The following is a 20,114-nucleotide window of genomic DNA, read 5'->3' as shown; positions in this document are numbered from 1 at the left end:
GGGCGGAATTCTAGGTGGCGGCCCGGCGACTGCCGCCGGGGGCCGCCAGCCGCGTGAGGGCGGATCGGGTCGGTCGCCGGACGGCGCCGTCAGGCCTCGAAACCCTGCCGCGCCACCCATTGCTGGCCCGGCGCCAGCGTGACGGGCGCGCCGATGGCGGCGGCCTCGACGCAGAGCATCCGCAACCAGTCGTCGGAGGGCATGTCTGTCATGGCGGCAGCCTTGTCGGGCCCGGGGTTCCACACCACCACGTCGTCGAAGCCTTCGCGGCGGATCGTCATGCGGCCCATCGCGGTGCTGAGCGTCTGCGATTCGGTGGCATCGAAGTAGATGCGGTCGATCTCGCCGGCGAAGCTGAACGGGTCCATCTCCTGGTGCTGGGACTTTCCGGTCAGGCTGTCGACATAGCGCACGCCGTAGAGGCCGCCCAGGCGCGCCCGGCGCACGTCGTCCACCAACAGGTAGGTGTGCAGGGCGGCGGTGAAGTCGAAGGGTGCCTCCCCGGTGTTGGTGATGGCCAGTTCCACGTCGAGCTGCAGGCCGGCCAGGCTGAAGCTGAGCTCGGCCTCGAAGGCATGCGGCCAGATCGCGCGGGTGGCGTCGTCATCGGTCAGCCGCAACACGCCGATGGCCACGCCGCTGCGCTCGGCGCCTTCCACCCACTGCCAGGGCCGGTTGCGGGCCAGGCCGTGGCGGGGCAGCGGGCCGCGTTGCCCGAACTGCGGGAAGATCACCGGGATGCCGCCACGCACCGCGTGCGAGCCACCGGCCACCGCATGCGGCGACAGGTACAGCCGCTCCTGGTCGCCCGCCGGGATCCATGACACGAGGTGCGCACCGTGCAGCAGCACGGTGGCCTGCGCGCCATCGGGCGCGCGCAGCCACATCGCCGGCTGGCCCAGCGCCTGCGTGGGCTTGATCATCGCGGGCTCCGCTCGTCAGGCGCGCAGTGCGCCTCGGGCCGCGTCCACCGTGGCGGCGATGTCGTCGGCGGTGTGGGCCGCGCTCACGAAGCCCGCCTCGTACAACGCCGGTGCCAGGTACACGCCGCGGTCGAGCATGCCATGGAAGAAGCGGTTGAAGCGCTCCTTGTCGGTGGCCATCACGACGTTGTAGTTCTGCGGCAGTTCGGAGGCGAAGAAGAACCCGAACATGCCGCCCTCGCTGTCGCCGACGAAGGGCACGCCGGCCTCCCTGGCGGCCGCGGTGAGCCCGGCCACCAATGTCTGCGTCTTCGCGGCCAGCGCCTCGTAGAAGCCTGGCTTGGCGATCTCGTGCAGCGTGGCCAGCCCGCAGGCGGTGGCCACCGGGTTGCCGCTGAGCGTGCCGGCCTGGTAGACGGGGCCGAGCGGCGCCAGCTGCTTCATGATGTCGCGCGTGGTGCCGAAGGCCGCCAGCGGCATGCCGCCACCGATGACCTTGCCGAACACGCTGATGTCGGGCCGGAAGCCGGGGATGGCCTTGGCGTAGACGCTTTGCGCGCCGCCCAGCGCCACGCGGAAGCCCGTCATCACCTCGTCGAACACGAACAGCGCGCCGTACTGGGTGCACAGCTCGCGGATGCGCTGGACGAAAGGCACCTGCGCACGGACGAAGTTCATGTTGCCGGCGATCGGCTCGATCATCACGCAGGCGATCTCGTGGCCCTGGGTGGCGAAGGCTTCCTCGATCTGCGCGAGGTTGTTGTACTCCAGCACCAGCGTGTGCTGCACCACCTCGGCCGGCACGCCGGCGCTGGTGGGATGGCCGAAGGTGGCCAGGCCCGATCCGGCCTTGACCAGCAGCGCATCGGCATGCCCGTGGTAGCAGCCCTCGAACTTGATGATCTTGCTGCGGCCCGTGGCACCGCGCGCCAGGCGGATGGCGCTCATGCCGGCCTCGGTGCCGCTGCTGACGAGCCGCACCTGCTCGACGCTGGGCACCAGGGCGATGATGGCCTCGGCCAGTTCGACTTCGCGCTCGGTGGGGGCACCGAAGCTGAACCCGTCGAGCGCGGCTTTCTGCACCGCCTCGAGCACGGCCGGGTGGCCATGGCCCAGGATCATCGGGCCCCAGGAGCCGATGTAGTCGATGTAGCGCTGGCCCTCGGCATCCCACATGTACGCGCCCTGGGCGCGGGCGATGAAGCGCGGCGTGCCGCCAACCGCACGAAAGGCACGCACTGGCGAATTGACGCCACCGGGGATGACGCGCTGAGCGCGTTCGAACAATTGCTGATTAGTGGACACGACGGGGCGCCCCTTTGCCTTTGGATTCGGGAGTTGCGGTTTCTTGCAGTTGGCCGCCGGCCTCGGGGGGTGGTTCCTCGCCGTCTTCTGCGGGCGGCATGGCCCAGAAGAAACGGTCGGGGATGACGTTGCCCATGCCGGGCCGGAAGCCGGCGTCCAGGCTCTGATCCATGAAGGCCAGCGCCTCGCCGACCGCCGCCTGGATCTCGCTGCCGGCGGCCAGCAGCGCAGCCAGCGCGGCGCTGAGTGTGTCTCCGGCACCGACGAACGAGGTTTCGAACATCTCGAACTTCTCGCCGGTGAGGGCGCCTTGCGGCGATGCCAGCACGTTGTCGATGAACTGCTCGGTGCCCTTGGCCGCCAGCATGATGCCGGTGACGAGCACGAAGCGCGTGCCGTGTTCGCCGGCCGCCACGGCCAGCTCGCGGGCCGAGGGCGGCCGCTCGCTGTCCCAGTCGGGCAGCAGGAAGTCGGTCAGCGTCTTGTGGTTGCCCACCAGCACCTCGGTGGCCGGCAGGATCAGTTCGCGGAAGGCCTCGTGGTAGCTCTGCCCCGCGTCGTCGTCGAGCCAGCCCAGGTTGGGCAGGTAGGACACGAGCGGCACATCGGGGTAGTCGGACAGGATCTCGGCCACCGCACTGATGGCTTCGGCGCTGCCCAGGAAGCCGACCTTCCAGCCGGCCACGGTGATGTCTTCCAGCACCGTGCGCGCCTGCTCGGCCACCACCTCGGCTTCGAGGGCGTGCTGGTCGAAGATCTCGGCACTGTCGCGCAGCAGGATGCAGGTGGTCACCGGCAGGGCGTGCGCGCCCATGGCGGCCAGCGTGGCCACGTCACCGGCCAGGCCGGTGGCGCCGCTCGGGTCGGCGGCATTGAAACTCATCACGCACGCGGGCGGCGGGGGCTCCAGCGGTGCCTCGACGGGGGCGTCGCCGGCATTGATGTCAGGGTTCATGGTGATCCGGGAAAGTCGATCCGGAGGGCCGCGCGGAGGGGCTGCAGACTTCCAGAAAGATATGAAGAATGTTGCGCATGTGCCTACGGGCCCTTGTCTTTTGCCGGATCCGCGTGGCTACAATCGTTGCTTCATTGTAGTGACCCGACCCGATATCGTGACCGAATCGCGCACCTGGATGTGCCTCATCTGCGGCTGGATCTACGACGAGGTGGCGGGTGACCCCGAGCATGACATTCCACCAGGCACGGCCTGGGCCGATGTTCCATTGAACTGGACATGCCCAGAATGCGGTGCCCGCAAGGAAGATTTCGAGATGGTGCAGATCTGAGCGTGCAGATGCTGCGCACGCCAGCCAGGCCATCGCCCACCACGCGCGGGAGTCGTTGAGTTGGAACATGCCCTACCCGAGGCTTCGGCGGTGCCAGCCACCAAGGTGCTGGTGATCGACGACAGCAACACGATCCGGCGCAGCGCCGAGATCTTCCTGCGCCAGGGCGGGCACGACGTCGTGCTGGCCGAAGACGGCTTCGATGCGCTGGCCAAGGTCAACGACCATTCGCCCCAGTTGATCTTCTGCGACATCCTGATGCCTCGCCTCGATGGCTACCAGACCTGCGCCATCATCAAGCGCAATCCCAGATTCGCCCACGTGCCGGTGATCATGCTGTCCTCCAAGGACGGGCTGTTCGACAAGGCGCGGGGCCGCATGGTGGGGTCGGAGGAGTACCTGACCAAGCCGTTCACGAAGGACCAGTTGCTTCGCGCCGTCCAGCAGTTCGGGCCTGTGGTGGCCTTGCCGGCCGAGCAACCGGCCGACCTGCCTTGAACGGCCGCCGGACCATCCTGGCGACCGAGGGAGACTGAACATGCCCATCAGCAAGATCCTGCTGGTCGACGATTCGAGGACCGAGCTGCACTACCTGTCGGACCTGCTGACCAAGCGCGGCTATTCCGTGCGCACGGCTGCCAGTGGCGAAGAGGCCATGCAGCGCCTCAACGACGAGCGACCCGACCTGATCCTGATGGACGTGGTCATGCCCGGGCAGAACGGCTTCCAGCTGACGCGCAGCATCACCCGCGACCCGCGGTTCTCCACCGTGCCGGTGATCATGTGCACCAGCAAGAATCAGGAGACCGACCGCGTCTGGGGCATGCGCCAGGGGGCGAAGGACTACATCGTGAAGCCGGTCCAGCCGGACGAACTGATCGCCAAGATCAGGCAGTTCGACTGATCGCGCGCACCACCGCCCATGGCCAACAAGGAAGCGCTGCGAGACCTGCAGAACCGGCTAGCCGAGCGCATGCTCGCCGTGCGCACCGAGACACCAGGGCAATCCTGGCTGGCCGTCGACTGTGCCGGCATGGGCGTGCTGTTTCCCCTGCGCCAGGCCGGTGAGATTTTCGATGCGCAGGGGTTGCTGCCAGTGCCCCACACCCAGCCCTGGCTGGCTGGCGTGGCCAATTTGCGGGGCGGTCTGCACACGGTGGTCGACCTGGCCGGGTTCCTCGGCTTGCGCGCGGCGCGCAGCGGGCCCCTGCCGGAGCACGCCCACTTTGTCGCCTTCAACGCCAGCCTGGGGCTGAACTGCGCCCTGTTGGTCGACAGGCTCGAAGGCCTGCGCCATGCCGCTGACCTTCGGCGCGAGGCCCCCGACGACACGCAACGTCCGGCCTTCGCCGTCGCGCGCTGGACCGACGCCGCGGGCCGACCGTGGCAAGAGATCGCCTTGAACGAACTGGCGACGCACGACATGTTTCTGGGGATCGCCGGCTGACGTTGCTGGCGGGATCGGTGCCGGGTCAACGGGTGGCCGGCATCAGAATGAAGAGGGGTAGCCATGGGCTTGCTGGACAGATTGAAGAACAAAGGCCGAGGCAAGGACGGCGACAGCCCCGATCGGCCCATGGGCTTCGACGAGGTGGAGGCCGAAGTCGAAGGTGATCTGGCCGCAGGCAAGGCTTCGTTGCACAACGAGGGCGTGGCCACCCAGAACCTCGACGGGTCTCCCACGATGGCCGATTCGTCGATCATTTCCGAGGCGGCACCGTCCGAGATGGCGCAGGACTTCGTCGAATCGCGTTTGGCTGCGGCCCCGTCGGATGCCGCGCCAGAGGGTGTGGTGCTGCCCTTCATCGGCAATCGTCCGGCGGCCGAGCAGCAGCGCATCCTGGGCGGCCTGCTGGTCGGCGGTCTGCTGCTGCTGGTGCTGTCATTGGTGCTGGCCCTCAATGCGGCCAGCCGCAATTCGGCCCAGGTGGCGGCCACGGGCCAGGCCTTGATGCAGTCGCAGCGGCTGGCCAAGGCCGTGTCGCAGGCGCTGGTGGGTGCGGTGCAGTCGTTTCCCGAGGTCAAGGAGTCGGTGGAGGTGCTCGGCCGCAACGTGCGGGCGCTGAAGAACGGCGACGCCGACGTGGCGGCCGTGCCTGGCTCCGTCCAGGAGTCGATGGACCCGATGATGCTGCTGGTCGAGCGCGCCGAGAAGAGCGCCGGACAGGTGCTGGCCCAACAAAAGACCCTCACCCAGGTCGGCGAGGCACTGCGGGCCATCAATCGGCAGTCCTCCGACCTGCTCGAGACGGCTGAAACCGTCAGTTCGCTGAAGCTGCAGCAGGGCGCCGGCGCCGCCGAGTTGTCGGCGGTGGGCCAGTTGGTGATGTTGACGCAGCGCATCGGCAAGAGCGCGAACGAGTTCCTCACGATGGAAGGCGTCAGCCCCGAGGCCGTGTTCCTGCTCGGCAAGGACCTCAACGCCTTCCGCGAGATCGCCGAAGGCGTGACCAATGGCAATGCCGACCTGCGCCTGCCCGGTACGCGCGATCCGCAGACCAAAGAGCGTCTGCAGCAGTTGATCAAGCAGTACGAGCAGACCCGCACGCAGGCCAGCGCCATCCTCGGCAACCTGCAGGGTCTGGTCACCGCCCGCGAGGCCCAGGTGGTGGTGCTTCGCGACAGCGAGCCGCTGCGCAAGGGCCTCGAGGGCGTGCAGGAGCAGCTCGCCCGCATCGGCGGCTTCAGCGTGCTGCACCTGATCGGCATGCTGGTGGCCGTTGCCATGATGATCGCGGGCGGCTGGGGCTTCCTGCGCCTGTATGTGAGCGACCAGTCGCAGCGCGCCATGCTCGCCGAATCGCAGCGGCTGGAAGCCGAGCGCCAGGAACTGGAGGCCAAGCGTGTCAACGACGCGAACCAGGCGGCCATTCTCCGGCTGATGAACGAGCTGCAGCTGGTGGCCGAGGGCGACCTGACGCAGCAGGCCACGGTCACCGAGGACATCACCGGCGCCATCGCCGATTCGGTGAACTACACGGTGGAAGAACTGCGCACCCTGGTGTCGCAGGTGCAGGCCACGGTGGGTCGGGTGACCGACACCACGCAGCAGGTCGAGAACACGTCGACCGAGTTGCTGGCGGCGTCCGACGAGCAACTGCGCGAGATCCGCGAAACCGGCGAATCGGTGCTGCAGATGGCCACCCGAATCAACGAGGTGTCGGCCCAGGCCCAGCAGTCGGCCCAGGTGGCCCGCCAATCGCTGCAGGCCGCCGAATCAGGCCTGACCGCGGTGCAGAACTCCATCGGCGGCATGAACTCCATCCGCGACCAGATCCAGGAAACCTCCAAGCGCATCAAGCGGCTCGGCGAGTCGTCCCAGGAGATCGGCGAGATCACCGAACTGATCTCGGACATCACCGAACAGACCAACGTTCTGGCGCTGAACGCCGCCATCCAGGCCGCCTCGGCCGGTGAAGCGGGGCGCGGCTTCTCGGTCGTGGCCGAGGAGGTGCAGCGGCTGGCCGAGCGGTCCGCCGACGCCACGCGCCAGATCTCGGCGCTGGTCAAGACCATTCAGACCGACACCCAGGACGCCGTGTCCGCGATGGCCCGGTCGACTCAGGGCGTGGTCGACGGCGCCAGGCTGTCCGACGCCGCGGGCTCGGCGCTCGGTGACATCGACCGCGTGACGCGCCAGCTGGCCGAACTGATCGAGAGCATCTCCCGACAGGCGCTGCAGGAAGCCGAATCCGCCAACGTGGTGGCCAGCAACATCCAGCACATCTTCGCCGTCACCGAGCAGGCCGGCGAGGGCACGCGGTCCACTGCCCAGATGGTGCGCGAGCTGTCCCGTTCTGCCGAGGACCTGAAGCAGTCGGTCTCCCGGTTCAAGATCAGCTGACCCGGCAGGCGACACACCCATGGTCTCCATGCCAGAGAGCGGTACCACCGACGACCTCAGCGCCCTGTCCTGGGTGGCCGACGAGGTGCACCGCTCGCTCGACGCGGCGCACAAGGCGTTGCGCCGCTGCCTGAAGGAGGCCGAGGCGTCGGGCGATTCCGACCTGGCGAGCGTCGATCCCTCGGTGCTGCGGCAGGCCCGTGCGCATTTCCATCAAAGCGTGGGCGCGCTCGAACTGGTCGGCCTGGGCGTGGCGGCGCAGCCGTTGCGCGCGTCCGAGGCAGCCGTTCAGCGCATGTCCGCGAGGCCTGGGCTCATCACTGCCGCAGCGGTGCACACCATCGAGCATGGTTCGTTCGCCTTGCTCGACTATCTGTCGCGCAAGCTGTCGGGCAAACCGGTGTCGCCGCTGTCGCTGTTCCCGCAGTACCGGGCGCTGCAGGAACTGGCGGGAGCGCCGCGCGCGCATCCGGCCGATCTGTGGGGCCGTGAATGGGAGTGGCGTTCGGTGCCCGCCGACGGTCTCGAGCCACCGCGGGCCGCCGATGCCACGGCCGTCGGATTGTTCGAGGCCGAGATGCTCGGCCTCATGCGATCGCGGCCCGGTGCGGCCGCTCGCCTGGGTGCGCTGTGTGCGGGGCTTGCCGCCGGCAGCCATGGCAACCTGGCGGCCATCTGGCAATTGGCGGCGGGTTTTCTCGAAGCCCTGTCCGACGGCTTGCTGGCGTTCGACGTGCATGCCAAGCGGGCCGCGTCGCGTCTGCTGGCCCAACTGAGGGCAGGCCCCGAGGGCCAGGCGTCGGATCGCCTGGCGCAGGATCTGCTGTTTTTCTGCGCGCAGGCCACGCCCAGCGCTCAACATGCGGCAGGGCCGCGGCTGTCGGCCGCGCGCCGCGCCTACGGTCTCGACGCCGAGGTCGCTGTCGATTACGAGTCGTCTTCTCTGGGCCGATTCGATCCAGCGCTCGTGGCGCAGGCTCGCAAGCGTGTCACCGCGGCCAAGGAAGTCTGGTCGGCCGTGGCCGCCGGAGAACTGGCCCGGCTGTCTGGCCTGACGGAGCCGTTCTCGCTGGTCGGCGATTCGCTGAACCGCCTGTATCCGAACGGCGTCGAACTGGCTCAATCGCTGCAGTCGGTGGCGCAGCAATGCCAGATGTTGGGTGCCGAGCCGTCGGCGCCCCTGGCCATGGAAGTGGCCACGGCCCTGCTGTACCTCGACGCCTCGTTGGAGGATGCCGAGTTCGACCACGCCGAGATGCCTGCTCGCGTGCGCAGCCTGGCCGATCGACTCGATGAGGTGCGCCAGGGCCACCCCACCGGCCCTCTCGAGGCCTGGATGGAAGACCTGTACCGCCGAGTCTCCGACCGGCAGACCATCGGCAACGTGGTGCAGGAGTTGCGCGCCGCCTTGTCCGAGGTCGAAAAGCAGATCGACCAGTACTTCCGCAATCCGGCGCAGCGCGACGTGTTGATCCCCGTGCCCAGCCAGTTGTCGTCGATGCGTGGCGTGCTGTCGCTGCTCGACATGGATCAGGCCTCGCAGGCCGTGCTGCGCATGCGCGACGACGTCGACGCCCTGGCCAGCACCGAAGTCGATCCTGAACGCGCCGCGCAGACCGGCACATTCGACCGCCTGGCCGACAACCTGGGCGCACTGAGCTTCCTGATCGACATGGTCAGCGTCCAGCCGCAGATGGCCAAGTCGCTGTTCCGTTTCGACGCGGCCACCGGGCAGTTGCAGGCCACGATGGGTCGAGCCGAAAGGCCGAGCGGATTCAGCACCCTCGACGCGCTGGCCAATGAGCAACCGGCGCTGGTGGAGCAGGCGCAAACACTCGCGCTGGCCGCGACTCAGCCGCAGGCGGATCCAACGGCCCTCGGGCGCGATCTCGAGCGCCTGTCGCAGCAAGCCCGCGCGGCCGATCAGGCGGGGCTGGCCGAGGTGGTCAGCCGCGCCCAGTCGAGCCTGGCGCGCGCCACGCAGCCTGGCGACTTCGACCAGGCCCGTCGCGATCTGGCCGAGTCGATCAGTGAGTTCGTGTCCACTCAGGAAGGAACCCTGCCGGAAGCGCTGGAGCCCTCGCGCCCGATCCCGCCGCCGGGCCCGCCCGCGGCGCCCGGTCAGACCGGCCTCGAAGACGATGCCGAAATGCGCGAGATCTTCCTGGAGGAGGCCCGCGAGGTGGTGGCCACCGCCAGGCAGGGCCTGGCAGACCTGCGCGAGCGTCCCGACGACCTGCCTGCGATGACGGTCGTGCGTCGAGCGTTCCACACGCTCAAGGGCAGCGCCCGAATGGTCGGTCTGGGCGACCTGGGCGATGCCGCATGGGCCTGCGAGCAACTCTACAACGCCCGGTTGGCCGATTCCCGGTCGGCCGATGGTGACTTCCGCGGCTTCAGCCATGAGGTGCTGGACCACTTCGAGCACTGGGTCGATGCGATCGAAGCCGGCGACGTCACGGGGTTCGGGTCCGCGCCCATCGTTCAATCGGCCGATGCCCTGCGGCTCGAGGGGCATTGGGTGCCCCTGGCCAGCGCGGCACCGGCCCACGGCGCCGCCCCTGCCGTGCCGACCGCCCCGGCGCCCGCGCCGGCACCGCTGGAGGCCTTTGCGTCCGAGGTCGAGCCGCCGCAACCCACGGCCGCACCCGAACCAGAGGCCGTCGACCTGTCGCCGCCGTGGCCCGACTCGGCCGCCATGCCGGACGTGTCGACCTTGCAGTCGCGCGTGCCCGACCTGCCGAGCGCCACAGACCTGGACCTGTCGGTGCCCGAGATCGTTGCCGATCTTGGCGCCGATTGGGTGACGTTGCCGTCATTCGACCTGTCGTCCGAAACCCCGGCAGGTGGCGAGCCCTTGCAGCCCATGCCCGAGGGGCTGATCGAACTCGACCTTGAGGCGCTGGAGTCGCCTGAAACGCCTGCCCCCCCGGCCGCAGAAGCGATCGAGCTCGATCTGGCGTCGCTGCCCGACTTCCCGGCGTTTGCCGGCCTCGAGCCGGCGGTGCCGCCGCCCGAGCCCGTGCCCTTGCCCGATCTTGCCCTGCCCGACGAGGCCGTTGCTGACACAGCCGTGGGCACCGACTTGGGTGACGTGGGCGACGCCGCTGCTCCGCCGTTCGTCGAACACGCACTCGACGACCTGCCAGGCGCCGACCTGCCAGGCTCCGACCTGCCGGTGGCCGATCCGTTGGTCACCGATCTGCATGTCGACGATCTGACGTCACCGGCCGAGCCCGCGGCCTCGGACGCATTCCTGGCCGCCGACGAGGAAGAACAGTTCAAGGTGATCGGTGACCTGCGGGTCAGCATCCCGCTGTTCAACATCTACCTCAACGAGGCCGACGAGCTGTCGCGTCGCCTGTCCACCGACCTGGCCGAGTGGGCCCATGAGCTGTACCGTCCGGCCGGCGAGACACCCGTCGTGCTGGCGCATTCGCTGGCCGGCAGTTCGGCCACGGTGGGTTTCAGTGGCCTTTCTCAGCTGGCCCGCGCGCTCGAGCACGCGCTGATGCGGTCGAACGGGCGCCAGCATGGTCGCGCCGCGGATGCCGAGCTGTTTGGCGCGGCGGCCGAAGAGATTCGCCGGTTGTTGCACCAGTTCGCGGCCGGGTTCCTGCGGGTTCCCGATGAAGACCTGCTGCAGCGGCTGTTCGATGTGGAGCATGCGGCGCCCGAGCCGCTGTCGGCATTCGTGTCGACGCCCCTCGATGACGACCTGCAGGACCAGCCCGAGGTGTCGGAATGGGTGGCGCCCCCTGCGGAGCCCGAGGCCGTGTCCTTCGAAGCGGCGCCCGAGCTGCCGGCCGACGCGGCGCCGATGCCGGCGGCCGATGCGGGGCCGGCATCGACCGCCTCTTCCGAAGTCGAAGACGTGTTCGGCCAGCTGGGCCAGCCGGCCCTCATGCCGTTCGAGGCCCTGGCCGAGCCAGTGCAGCGGTCGGCGGCGTCCCGCGCAGACGCGCTCGGCGTCGACGAGGACATCGACGCGGTCGATGCGATCGATGCCGAACTCTTCGAGATCTTCGAGGAAGAAGCCTCCGAGCTGATCCCGCAGTTGCAGACGCGCCTGCGCGAATGGGCCGTCAGGCCGGAAGACCACTCGCTGGCCTCGGCCTGCATGCGCACGCTGCACACGCTGAAGGGCAGTGCCCGTCTCGCCGGCGCAATGCGCCTGGGCGAGATGGCGCACCGGCTCGAGAGCGCCGTGGAGTCCTTGCACGTCGACGGCGATGCCAGCGCCTCCGATGTCGACAAGCTCGTGGCCTACGTCGATGTGTTGGAAGCGCGCTTCGACGTCCTGCGACAGGGCGAACCCGCGGACGTCCTCGCGGACCAGCCGCTGCCGCAGCCACCGCTGGCGCAGGCACCGATCGTTGTCCCGGCCACAGCGCCCGAGCGCCGACCGCAGCCGGTCGCGACGATGCCGGCCCATGCGATGCCATCGCTGGCCATCGACTGGACGCAGTTCGAACCCGCAGACGCGGTGTCCGGCCCGACCGCCGCGAGCGAGGCGCGCGTCGCACCGGCCGGCACCTCGGCCGCAGCGGTGCGTGTGCGCGCGCCGCTGCTCGACCGCCTCGTGAACCACGCTGGCGAGGTCAGCATCACGCGGGCCCGCATCGAGTCCGACGTGGGCCAGATGAAGGTCGCGCTCGGCGATCTCACAGAGAACCTCGAGCGGCTGCGCAGCCAGCTGCGCGACATCGAACTGCAGGCCGAGACGCAGATCGACACCCGGCTCGAGGCCGCCCGTGCCGCCTCGCAGGTGTTCGACCCCCTGGAGATGGACCGCTTCACGCGCTTCCAGGAACTCACCCGCATGATGGCCGAGTCGGTGAACGACGTCGCCACCGTGCAGCGCGGCCTGCAGCGCACGCTGCAGTCGACCGAAGACGAACTCGCCCATCAGGCCCGCCTGACGCGCGACCTGCAGGAAGACCTGCTGCGCACCCGCATGGTGGAGTTCGACGGATTGTCCGAGCGCCTTTATCGGGTGGTCCGACAGGCCGCCAAGGAGACCGGCAAGCAGGTGCGGCTGGACATCGCGGGCGGCACCATCGAGATCGACCGTGGCGTGCTCGACCGCATGACGGGCGCCTTCGAACACCTGCTGCGCAACAGCGTGGTGCACGGCATCGAGACGCCGGCCGAACGCGTCGCAGCCGGCAAGGACGCCATCGGCACCGTCACGATTTCGGTGGCGCAGGAAGGCAATGAAGTCGCCATCGACTTCCGCGACGACGGCGCGGGCCTCGACCTGCAGCGCATCCGTGACAAGGCGCTGGCCGGTGGCCTGATCCCGCCCGATGCCGAGCCCAGCGAGGCTGACCTCGCCGCCATGATCTTCCAGGCGGGCTTCAGCACCGTCGACCATGTCACCGGCCTGGCCGGTCGCGGTGTCGGCATGGACGTGGTGCGGTCCGATGTCAACGCCATGGGTGGTCGCATCGTCACCTCCACCGCCATCGGGCGCGGCACCAGCTTCAGGCTGGTGTTGCCACTGACCACGGCGGTCACGCAGGTGGTGCTGATGCGCTGCGCCGAGCTCACCGTGGCGGTGCCGTCGACGCTGGTGGAGATCGTGCGGCGCGTGCCGGCGACCGAACTGGCCGGCCTGTACGAGCGGGGCCTTTACCGCCACGGCGATGCCGACCTGCCGTTCCACTGGCTGGGGTCCTTGCTGCAGGGCACGCCGTTCGGCTCGGCCGTCGGCCGCACCGTGGCCGTGGTCGTGATCCGCAGCGCGGCCCAGCGCATCGCCCTGCACGTGGATGAAGTGCTGGGCAACCAGGAAGTGGTGGTCAAGAACCTGGGCCCGCAACTGTCGCGCCTGCCGGGTCTGGCCGGCCTGACCCTGCTGCCGTCGGGTGCGCCGACGCTCATCTACAACCCGGTGGCTCTGGCTGCACTGTATGGGCAGGCTGCTCGCGGCAACACGCTCGCGGCACTGGGTGTGGCACGGCTGGCGGCCCACGATGTGCGCGATGCGCCGGCGGTGCCGCAGGCGCCACTGGTGCTGGTGGTCGACGATTCGCTCACCGTGCGTCGCGTGACGCAGCGCCTGCTCGTCCGCGAAGGCTATCGGGTGCTGGTCGCAAAGGATGGCCTCGATGGCCTCGAGCGTCTCGCCGACGAGCTGCCGGCAGTCGTGCTCACCGACATCGAGATGCCGCGCATGGACGGCTTCGACCTGGTGCGCAACATGCGGGCCGACGCACGACTGGCGCGCCTGCCGGTCATCATGATCACCTCGCGCATCGCGCAGAAGCACCGGGACTACGCAGCCGAACTCGGCGTCAGCCACTACCTCGGCAAGCCGTACGTCGAGGACGACCTGCTGGCGCTCGTGGCCCGCTATGCCAATCGGGCCGTGGCCGCGGCCTGAGCCGGTTGCCGGTCCGCCAGAAGCGCCCCGATGTCCCAGCTGGCTGACCACCTGGCCCAGCTGACCGGGCATCGCGACCGCGATGTGCTGGACACCACGCTGGCCGCCGCCATCCGCGACCTGCTGCGTCCGCGCCGGGTGGCGGTGCATCGCTGCGTCGGCGACGAGGGCGCGCAACGTTGGCTCACCCGTGCCCGGTTGGGCGCCGGCGACGCGGCGGCAGAGGCCGACCCGGTGTGGGTCGAGCTCGAATCGCTGCCGCGCCTAGAAGACTTTCCGACGCGGATGGCGGCGCTGGCGCAGGACGGTCCGGTGGTGACCTTGGGCGAGTCCGTGGTCACGGTGTTCCCGCTGGCCACCGACCGCGAGGTGGTCGGTGTGGTCGAGATCGAGTCGGTGGTGGCCATCGACCCGGAGCATCTGCGCCTGGTGGGCAGCATCCTGCGCATCTACCGCAACTTCCAGGGCCTGCTCGACTACAGCGAGCGCGACACCCTCACCGGCCTGCTGAACCGCAAGACCTTCGACGAGGCCTTCTACAAGATCTCCGCGGCAGCGCACCGCGACGCGCAACTGGCGGCCGACCGCCGGCTCGAGCACCAGCCGCAGCACCACTTCATCGGCGTCATCGACATCGACCACTTCAAGGCCGTCAACGACTCGCACGGCCACCTCATCGGAGACGAGGTGCTGCTGCTGCTGTCGCGGCTGATGCGGTCGAGCTTCCGCTTCCACGACCGCCTCTACCGTTTCGGTGGCGAGGAGTTCGTCGTGCTGATGCGCTGCGGTTCGGCCGAGGACGCCGGGCAGGCCTTCGAGCGGCTGCGCGCCAACGTGCAGGCCTACAAGTTCCCGCAGGTGGGCACCATCACCGTGTCGGTGGGCTACACCGAGGTGCTGGCCGGCGATTCGCCCAGCGGCGCCTTCGAGCGCGCCGACAAGGCGGTCTACTGGGTCAAGGCCCACGGTCGCAACCGGGTGTGCAACCTGGCGGACCTGCTGGCCAGTGGCGAGGCCAGCGACGCGTCCAAGAGCGGGGACGTCGAGCTGTTCTGACCCGCGTGACCTGGCGCCCAACGGGCGCCTGCCGGTCACTTCTGCTTGACCACCGCAAAGCGCTCCAGCGTGCGTTGCCGTGCCAGCGCGTGGTCGACGATCGGCCGCGGGTAGTCGCGCCCCAGCACGATGCCGGCAGCCGCCAGGTCGATCTCGCGCGCCAGCCAGGGGGCGTGCAGCAGGTCGTCCGGCAGGGCGGCCAGTTCGGGCAGGTAGCGGCGGATGAAGCGGCCGCCGGCGTCGAACTTCTCGCTCTGGCTCACCGGGTTGAAGATGCGGAAATAGGGCTGGGCGTCGCAGCCGGTCGAGGCGGCCCATTGCCAGCCGCCGTTGTTGGCGGCCAGGTCGAAATCGTTGAGGTGCAGGGCGAAGTAGGCCTCGCCGCGCCGCCAGTCCAGCCCCAGGTCCTTGGTCAGGAAGCTGGCCACCACCATGCGCAGCCGGTTGTGCATGTAGCCGGTCTGGTTGATCTGCCGCATCGCGGCGTCGACCAGCGGGTAGCCGGTGCGGCCCTGGCACCAGGCCTCGAACAGCGCGTCGGCGTGCTTGCCGTGGTCCCAGCGGATCGTGTCGTACTCAGGCCGGAAGGCCTGCGTCACGACGCGCGGATGGTGGTGCAGGATCTGGTGGTAGAAGTCGCGCCAGATCAGCTCGGACAACCACACCTCGGCGCCGCGCGAGCCGGCCTGCATGCGCTGCCAGGCCTCGCGTGCGAGCCGGCGGATCGACACCGTGCCGAAGCGCAGGTGGGTGGACAGGTAGCTCGGCCCCTTCACCGCGGGCAGGTCGCGCTGCTCGTGGTAACGGTCAATGCGGTCGAGGAAGTCGTCCAGCAGCTCATGGGCGCCGCTGGTGCCGGTGGGCAGCTTCAGCGCGTGCAGGTTGGTGCGCTCGAAGCCGATCTCGGCCAGCGTGGGCACCGACGCCGGCTCGGGCCGCGCCGCCAGCCCGCCCGCGTGTCGGGCCACCGGGTAGGCGCGCAGGAAGAACGGCTCGAGCTTCTTCAGCCAGGCGTTCTTGTAGGGCGTGAACACGCTGTAGGGGCTGCCGGTGGCGGTGAGCACCTCGCTGCGCTCGAACACCACGTGGTCCTTGGCGGTGTGCAGCACGATGCCGGCATCGGCCAGGGCGCCGCGCACGCGGGCGTCGCGCGCCAGGGCGGCCGGCTCGTCGTCGTGGTTGGTGTACAGGGCCTGCACGCCCAGTTCACGGGCCAGCGCGGGCAGTGCCTCGACCGCGTGCCCGTGGCGCACCAGCAGCCCCGTGCCGGCCACGCCGTGCGACAGACCCAGGCTCTGCAGCTGCTGGTCGAGGTCGACCAGGCTGTCGCGGATGAACTCCACCCGGCGGTCGGCGCGGGGCAGCGGATCGAGGATGTCGCGGTCGAACACGAAGGCGCACCACACGTGCCGCGCGGCCTTCAGGGCGTGGTAGAGCGCCGCATGGTCATCCGCCCGCAAATCGCGGCGGAACCAGACCAGCGCTCGATCGACGGACTTCTCCACGGACCCGAGTGTCGCGGATCATTAGAATCGGCGCATGTCCGCGGCCCGCATCAACCTGACCAACCAGTTCCTCATTGCCATGCCCGGCATGGCGGACGACACCTTTGCCGGGTCGGTGGTCTACCTGTGCGAGCACACCGAGAAGGGCGCGCTCGGCCTGGTGATCAACAAGCCCATCGACATCAAGCTGAAGAACCTGTTCGAGAAGGTCGAGCTGAGCCTGGACTCCACCGAACTCGGCGAGCAGCCCGTCTTCTTCGGCGGCCCGGTGCAGACCGAACGCGGCTTCGTGCTGCACGACAAGCTGGGTGACGACGACAGCCCGTACAGCTCCACGCTGTCGATCCCGGGCGGCCTGGCGATGACCACCAGCAAGGACGTGCTCGAGGCGCTGTCGCATGGTGCCGGCCCGAAGCGCCTGCTCGTCACGCTGGGCTACAGCGGCTGGGGGGCCGGCCAGCTCGAGGACGAGATCGGCCGCAACGGCTGGCTCAACGTCGATGCCGCGCCCGAGGTCATCTTCGACACTCCGGTCGGCGAGCGCTACGACCGTGCGCTGTCGCTGCTGGGCATCGACCCGCGCATGCTCAGCCAAGAGGCCGGGCACGCGTGACGGCCTGAGGCCACCCTGCGCCTCTGACCCGTGTCGAGCCGTCCGCTGTCCTACCTCGCCTTCGATTTCGGTGTGAAGCGCGTGGGCGTGGCCAGCGGCAATGGCCTGCTGCGCAGCGCGACACCGCTCACCACCATCGCCGCAGAAGGCTCACAGCGCTTCGAGCGCATCGGCCGGTTGGTCGCCGAATGGCAGCCCGATGCGCTGGTGGTGGGCATTCCGTTCCATCCCGATGGCGCGCCACACGACAATACGCAGCGCGCCCGCAAGTTCGCACGCCAGTTGCACGGCCGCTTCGGCCTGACCGTGCACGAGGTGGACGAGCGCTACAGCACCACCGAAGCCCTGGCCAGCGGCGCGGCGGACGTGGATGCCGCGTCGGCGGCCATCATCCTCGACCAGTACCTCAACACCCTGCCATGACGACCCTGACCCTGGATGCCGAGGCGCTTTACACCGAACTGCTGGCCGGCGTGCGCAGCCTGTGGCGGCCCGAGATGGCCTTGCTGGGCATCTGGTCGGGCGGCGCCTGGCTGGCCGAGCGGCTGCATGCCGACCTGCACCTGCCTGGCAAGCCGGGCGTGATCTCCAGCGCGCTGCACCGCGACGATTTCAGCGAGCGCGGCCTGGCCAGCGGCACCGGCGCCACCAAGATCCCGTTCGCGGTCGATGGCGCGCACATCCTGCTGCTCGACGACGTGCTGTTCACCGGCCGCACCATCCGCGCGGTGCTCAACGAGCTGTACGACTTCGGCCGGCCGGCCAGCGTGACGCTGGCGGTGCTGGTCGACCGGGGCGGCCGCGAGCTGCCCATCCAGCCCGCCTTCGCCGCCGCCAAGATCGCGTTGCCGCCGGGGCAGAAGCTGGCGCTGGCCCGCGGCGATGACGGCCGCTTCAGCTTCACGGTGAAGGAGCACGGCTGATGCTGAACCGCCGCAACCCGCAGCTCAACCGCCAGGGCGAGCTGATCCACCTGCTGTCCATCGAGGGCCTGCCGCGCGACGTCGTCACGCACATCCTCGACACGGCGGGCACCTTCCTGTCGGTCAACGACCGCGAGGTCAAGAAGGTGCCGCTGCTGCGCGGCAAGAGCGTGTTCAACCTGTTCTTCGAGAACAGCACGCGAACGCGCACCACCTTCGAGATCGCCGCCAAGCGCCTGTCGGCCGACGTGCTCAACCTCGACATCGCCAAGTCCAGCGCGGCCAAGGGCGAGAGCCTGCTCGACACCATCGCCAACTTGTCGGCCATGCACGCCGACATGTTCGTGGTGCGCCACAGCGAGAGCGGGGCGCCCTACCTGATCGCCCAGCACTGCGCGCCGCACGTGCACGTGGTCAATGCCGGCGACGGCCGCCATGCGCACCCCACGCAGGGCCTGCTCGACATGTACACCATCCGGCACTTCAAGCGCGACTTCACGCAGCTGTCGGTGGCCATCGTCGGCGACATCGTGCATTCGCGCGTGGCGCGCTCCGACATCCATGCCCTCACCACGCTGGGCGTGCCCGACATCCGCGCGGTCGGCCCCAAGACCCTGGTGCCCGGCGACCTGCGTTCGATGGGCGTGCGCGTGTGCCACGACATGGCCGAGGGCATCCGCGACGCCGACGTCGTGATCATGCTGCGCCTGCAGAACGAGCGCATGAGCGGCGCCATGCTGCCCAGTGCCGGCGAGTTCTCGATGAAGTACGGGCTCGACCTCGACAAGCTGGCGCTGGCCAAGCCCGACGCCATCGTGATGCACCCCGGGCCGATCAACCGCGGCGTGGAGATCGATTCATCGGTCGCCGACGGCTCGCACAGCGTGATCCTGCCGCAGGTGACCTTCGGCATCGCGGTGCGCATGGCCGTGATGTCGATCATTGCCGGGAACGACGCATGAAGATCCTCATCCGCAACGGCCGCGTGGTCGACCCCGCTTCCGGCCGCGACGAGCGCGCCGACCTGGCCATTGCCGGCGGCCGCATCGTCGGCATCGGCAGCGTGGGCAGCGAGTTCGCGGCCGACCGCACCATCGACGCGACAGGCTGTGTCGTCGCGCCCGGCCTGGTCGACCTCGCCGCGCGCCTGCGCGAGCCGGGGCACGAGCACGAAGGCATGCTCGAGTCCGAGCTCAATGCGGCCGCCGCGGGCGGCGTCACCAGCCTCGTCTGCCCGCCCGACACCGACCCGACGCTCGACGAGCCGGGCCTGGTGGAGATGCTCAAGTTCCGCGCCCGCAAGCTGTCGCGGTGCCGGCTGTTCCCGCTGGGCGCGTTGACCCGTGGCCTGGCCGGCGAAGTGCTCACCGAGATGGCCGAGCTCACCGCCGCCGGCTGCGTGGGCTTCTCGCAGGCCGAGGTGGCGGTGCGCGACACGCAGGTGCTGATGCGCGCCCTGCAGTACGCGTCGACCTTCGGTTATGCCGTCTGGCTGCGGCCCCAGGACGGCTGGCTGGGCAAGGGCGTGGCGGCCAGCGGGGCGGTGGCCACGCGCCTGGGCCTGTCGGGCGTGCCGGTGGCCGCCGAGACCATCGCGCTGCAGACCATCATCGAACTGGTGCGCGCCACCGGCGCGCGCGTGCACCTGTGCCGCCTGTCCAGCGCCGCCGGCGTGGCCCTGGTGCGCCAGGCCAAGGCCGAAGGCCTGCCGATCACGGCCGACGTGAGCATCAACTCGCTGCACCTCACCGACGTCGACATCGGCTTCTTCAACCCCGCGATGCGCCTGACGCCGCCGCTGCGCCAGGGCGCCGATCGCGAGGCGCTGCGGTCGGCGCTGGCCGACGGCACCATCGATGCGCTGGTGTCCGACCACACGCCGGTGGATGCCGATGCCAAGAACCTGCCCTTCGGCGAGGCCGAGCCGGGCGCCACGGGCCTGGAACTGCTGCTGAGCCTGGCGCTGAAGTGGGGCGCCGATGCCGGTCTGTCGCTGCCCGCCACGCTGTCCAGGGTGACCAGCGAGCCCGTGCGCGTGCTCGGCGATGCGCTGGGCTCGCTGGTGTCCAGCGCCGGCCGGCTGGTCGAGGGCGGCGTGGCCGACGTGTGCGTGTTCGACCCCGCCACCACCTGGTCGGTGGCCCCCGATCAGTTGCGCAGCCAGGGGCGCCACACGCCGTTCGCGTTCGACGCCACCGGCATGGCCCTGCCCGGCCGGGTGAAGGCCACACTGGTGGCCGGCACGCTGGCCCACCAGGCCCGCTGACCCCC

At 69.5% G+C, this 20,114-nt stretch carries 16 protein-coding genes; 12 read left to right on the top strand and 4 right to left on the bottom strand.

Features of this window, described 5'->3' with window-relative positions; all coding sequences use genetic code 11:
* Window positions 1-89: 89 nt before the first annotated feature.
* From EOINJALH_RS25475 to EOINJALH_RS25465, 3 genes are read right to left on the bottom strand one after another with little or no spacing between them, the layout of a single operon-like run.
* A complete protein-coding gene (locus EOINJALH_RS25475; RefSeq protein WP_088285452.1) occupies window positions 90-923 on the bottom strand; it encodes a D-hexose-6-phosphate mutarotase in 834 nt (277 codons plus the stop codon).
* Between the two features lie 15 nt (window positions 924-938).
* The gene (hemL, locus tag EOINJALH_RS25470) at window positions 939-2,228 is read right to left on the bottom strand and encodes a glutamate-1-semialdehyde 2,1-aminomutase (protein WP_088285450.1); all 1,290 of its coding nucleotides are present in this window, start codon (window positions 2,226-2,228) and stop codon (window positions 939-941) included.
* Entirely contained in the window at window positions 2,218-3,183 is a 966-nt protein-coding gene (locus EOINJALH_RS25465; protein ID WP_088285448.1) for a bifunctional hydroxymethylpyrimidine kinase/phosphomethylpyrimidine kinase, read from the bottom strand. Before EOINJALH_RS25465 ends, hemL begins: the two co-directional genes overlap by 11 nt.
* Window positions 3,184-3,361: 178 nt before the next feature.
* Here EOINJALH_RS25465 and EOINJALH_RS25460 point away from each other — a divergent pair, with 178 nt between their 5' ends.
* From EOINJALH_RS25460 to EOINJALH_RS25430, 7 genes are all read left to right on the top strand, one after another.
* A complete protein-coding gene (locus EOINJALH_RS25460; RefSeq protein ID WP_088285500.1) occupies window positions 3,362-3,514 on the top strand; it encodes a rubredoxin in 153 nt (50 codons plus the stop codon).
* A 90-nt stretch (window positions 3,515-3,604) separates the two neighbouring features.
* A complete protein-coding gene (locus tag EOINJALH_RS25455) occupies window positions 3,605-4,012 on the top strand; it encodes a PleD family two-component system response regulator (protein WP_088285498.1) in 408 nt (135 codons plus the stop codon).
* Window positions 4,013-4,052: 40 nt separating this feature from the next.
* Window positions 4,053-4,418, top strand: a complete 366-nt coding sequence (locus EOINJALH_RS25450; RefSeq protein ID WP_088285446.1) for a PleD family two-component system response regulator — start codon at window positions 4,053-4,055, stop codon at window positions 4,416-4,418.
* Window positions 4,419-4,487: 69 nt separating this feature from the next.
* Window positions 4,488-4,961, top strand: coding sequence for a chemotaxis protein CheW (locus EOINJALH_RS25445; RefSeq protein ID WP_404872798.1), 474 nt, complete (start codon window positions 4,488-4,490; stop codon window positions 4,959-4,961).
* A gap of 63 nt (window positions 4,962-5,024) precedes the next feature.
* On the top strand, window positions 5,025-7,358 hold the full coding sequence (locus EOINJALH_RS25440; protein WP_088285442.1) for a methyl-accepting chemotaxis protein: 2,334 nt from the start codon (window positions 5,025-5,027) through the stop codon (window positions 7,356-7,358).
* Between the two features lie 19 nt (window positions 7,359-7,377).
* Window positions 7,378-13,746, top strand: a complete 6,369-nt coding sequence (locus EOINJALH_RS25435) for an Hpt domain-containing protein (RefSeq protein ID WP_234414033.1) — start codon at window positions 7,378-7,380, stop codon at window positions 13,744-13,746.
* A 30-nt stretch (window positions 13,747-13,776) separates the two neighbouring features.
* Window positions 13,777-14,802 carry a GGDEF domain-containing protein gene (locus tag EOINJALH_RS25430; RefSeq protein WP_088285440.1) on the top strand — a complete coding sequence of 342 codons (1,026 nt, stop codon included), beginning with the start codon at window positions 13,777-13,779 and terminating at the stop codon, window positions 14,800-14,802.
* A gap of 35 nt (window positions 14,803-14,837) precedes the next feature.
* Here EOINJALH_RS25430 and EOINJALH_RS25425 read toward each other — a convergent pair whose 3' ends face one another.
* Window positions 14,838-16,307 (bottom strand): deoxyribodipyrimidine photo-lyase, encoded by a 1,470-nt coding sequence (locus tag EOINJALH_RS25425; RefSeq protein ID WP_088285438.1) that lies wholly within the window; start codon window positions 16,305-16,307, stop codon window positions 14,838-14,840.
* A gap of 34 nt (window positions 16,308-16,341) precedes the next feature.
* On the opposite strand from EOINJALH_RS25425, the gene EOINJALH_RS25420 reads away from it, so the two are divergent.
* Genes EOINJALH_RS25420 through EOINJALH_RS25400 form a run of 5 tightly spaced genes read left to right on the top strand, consistent with a single transcriptional unit; the run spans window position 16,342 to window position 20,109 of the window.
* On the top strand, window positions 16,342-16,920 hold the full coding sequence (locus EOINJALH_RS25420; protein ID WP_088285436.1) for a YqgE/AlgH family protein: 579 nt from the start codon (window positions 16,342-16,344) through the stop codon (window positions 16,918-16,920).
* Between the two features lie 30 nt (window positions 16,921-16,950).
* Complete coding sequence (gene ruvX, locus EOINJALH_RS25415; protein WP_088285434.1) at window positions 16,951-17,343, top strand: Holliday junction resolvase RuvX; 393 nt, start codon at window positions 16,951-16,953, stop codon at window positions 17,341-17,343.
* On the top strand, window positions 17,340-17,843 hold the full coding sequence (gene pyrR, locus EOINJALH_RS25410) for a bifunctional pyr operon transcriptional regulator/uracil phosphoribosyltransferase PyrR (protein ID WP_088285432.1): 504 nt from the start codon (window positions 17,340-17,342) through the stop codon (window positions 17,841-17,843). The genes ruvX and pyrR overlap by 4 nt, the downstream gene beginning before the upstream one ends.
* Window positions 17,843-18,805, top strand: a complete 963-nt coding sequence (locus EOINJALH_RS25405) for an aspartate carbamoyltransferase catalytic subunit (RefSeq protein ID WP_088285430.1) — start codon at window positions 17,843-17,845, stop codon at window positions 18,803-18,805. The genes pyrR and EOINJALH_RS25405 overlap by 1 nt, the downstream gene beginning before the upstream one ends.
* Window positions 18,802-20,109 (top strand): dihydroorotase, encoded by a 1,308-nt coding sequence (locus tag EOINJALH_RS25400; protein ID WP_088285428.1) that lies wholly within the window; start codon window positions 18,802-18,804, stop codon window positions 20,107-20,109. Before EOINJALH_RS25405 ends, EOINJALH_RS25400 begins: the two co-directional genes overlap by 4 nt.
* Window positions 20,110-20,114: the final 5 nt, after the last annotated feature.

Source organism: Ideonella sp. A 288, assembly GCF_002198735.1.
Taxonomy (GTDB): domain Bacteria; phylum Pseudomonadota; class Gammaproteobacteria; order Burkholderiales; family Burkholderiaceae_C; genus Pseudaquabacterium.
Note: the sequence above shows the minus strand (reverse complement) of the source record. Positions and strands in the feature narration are given on the sequence as shown.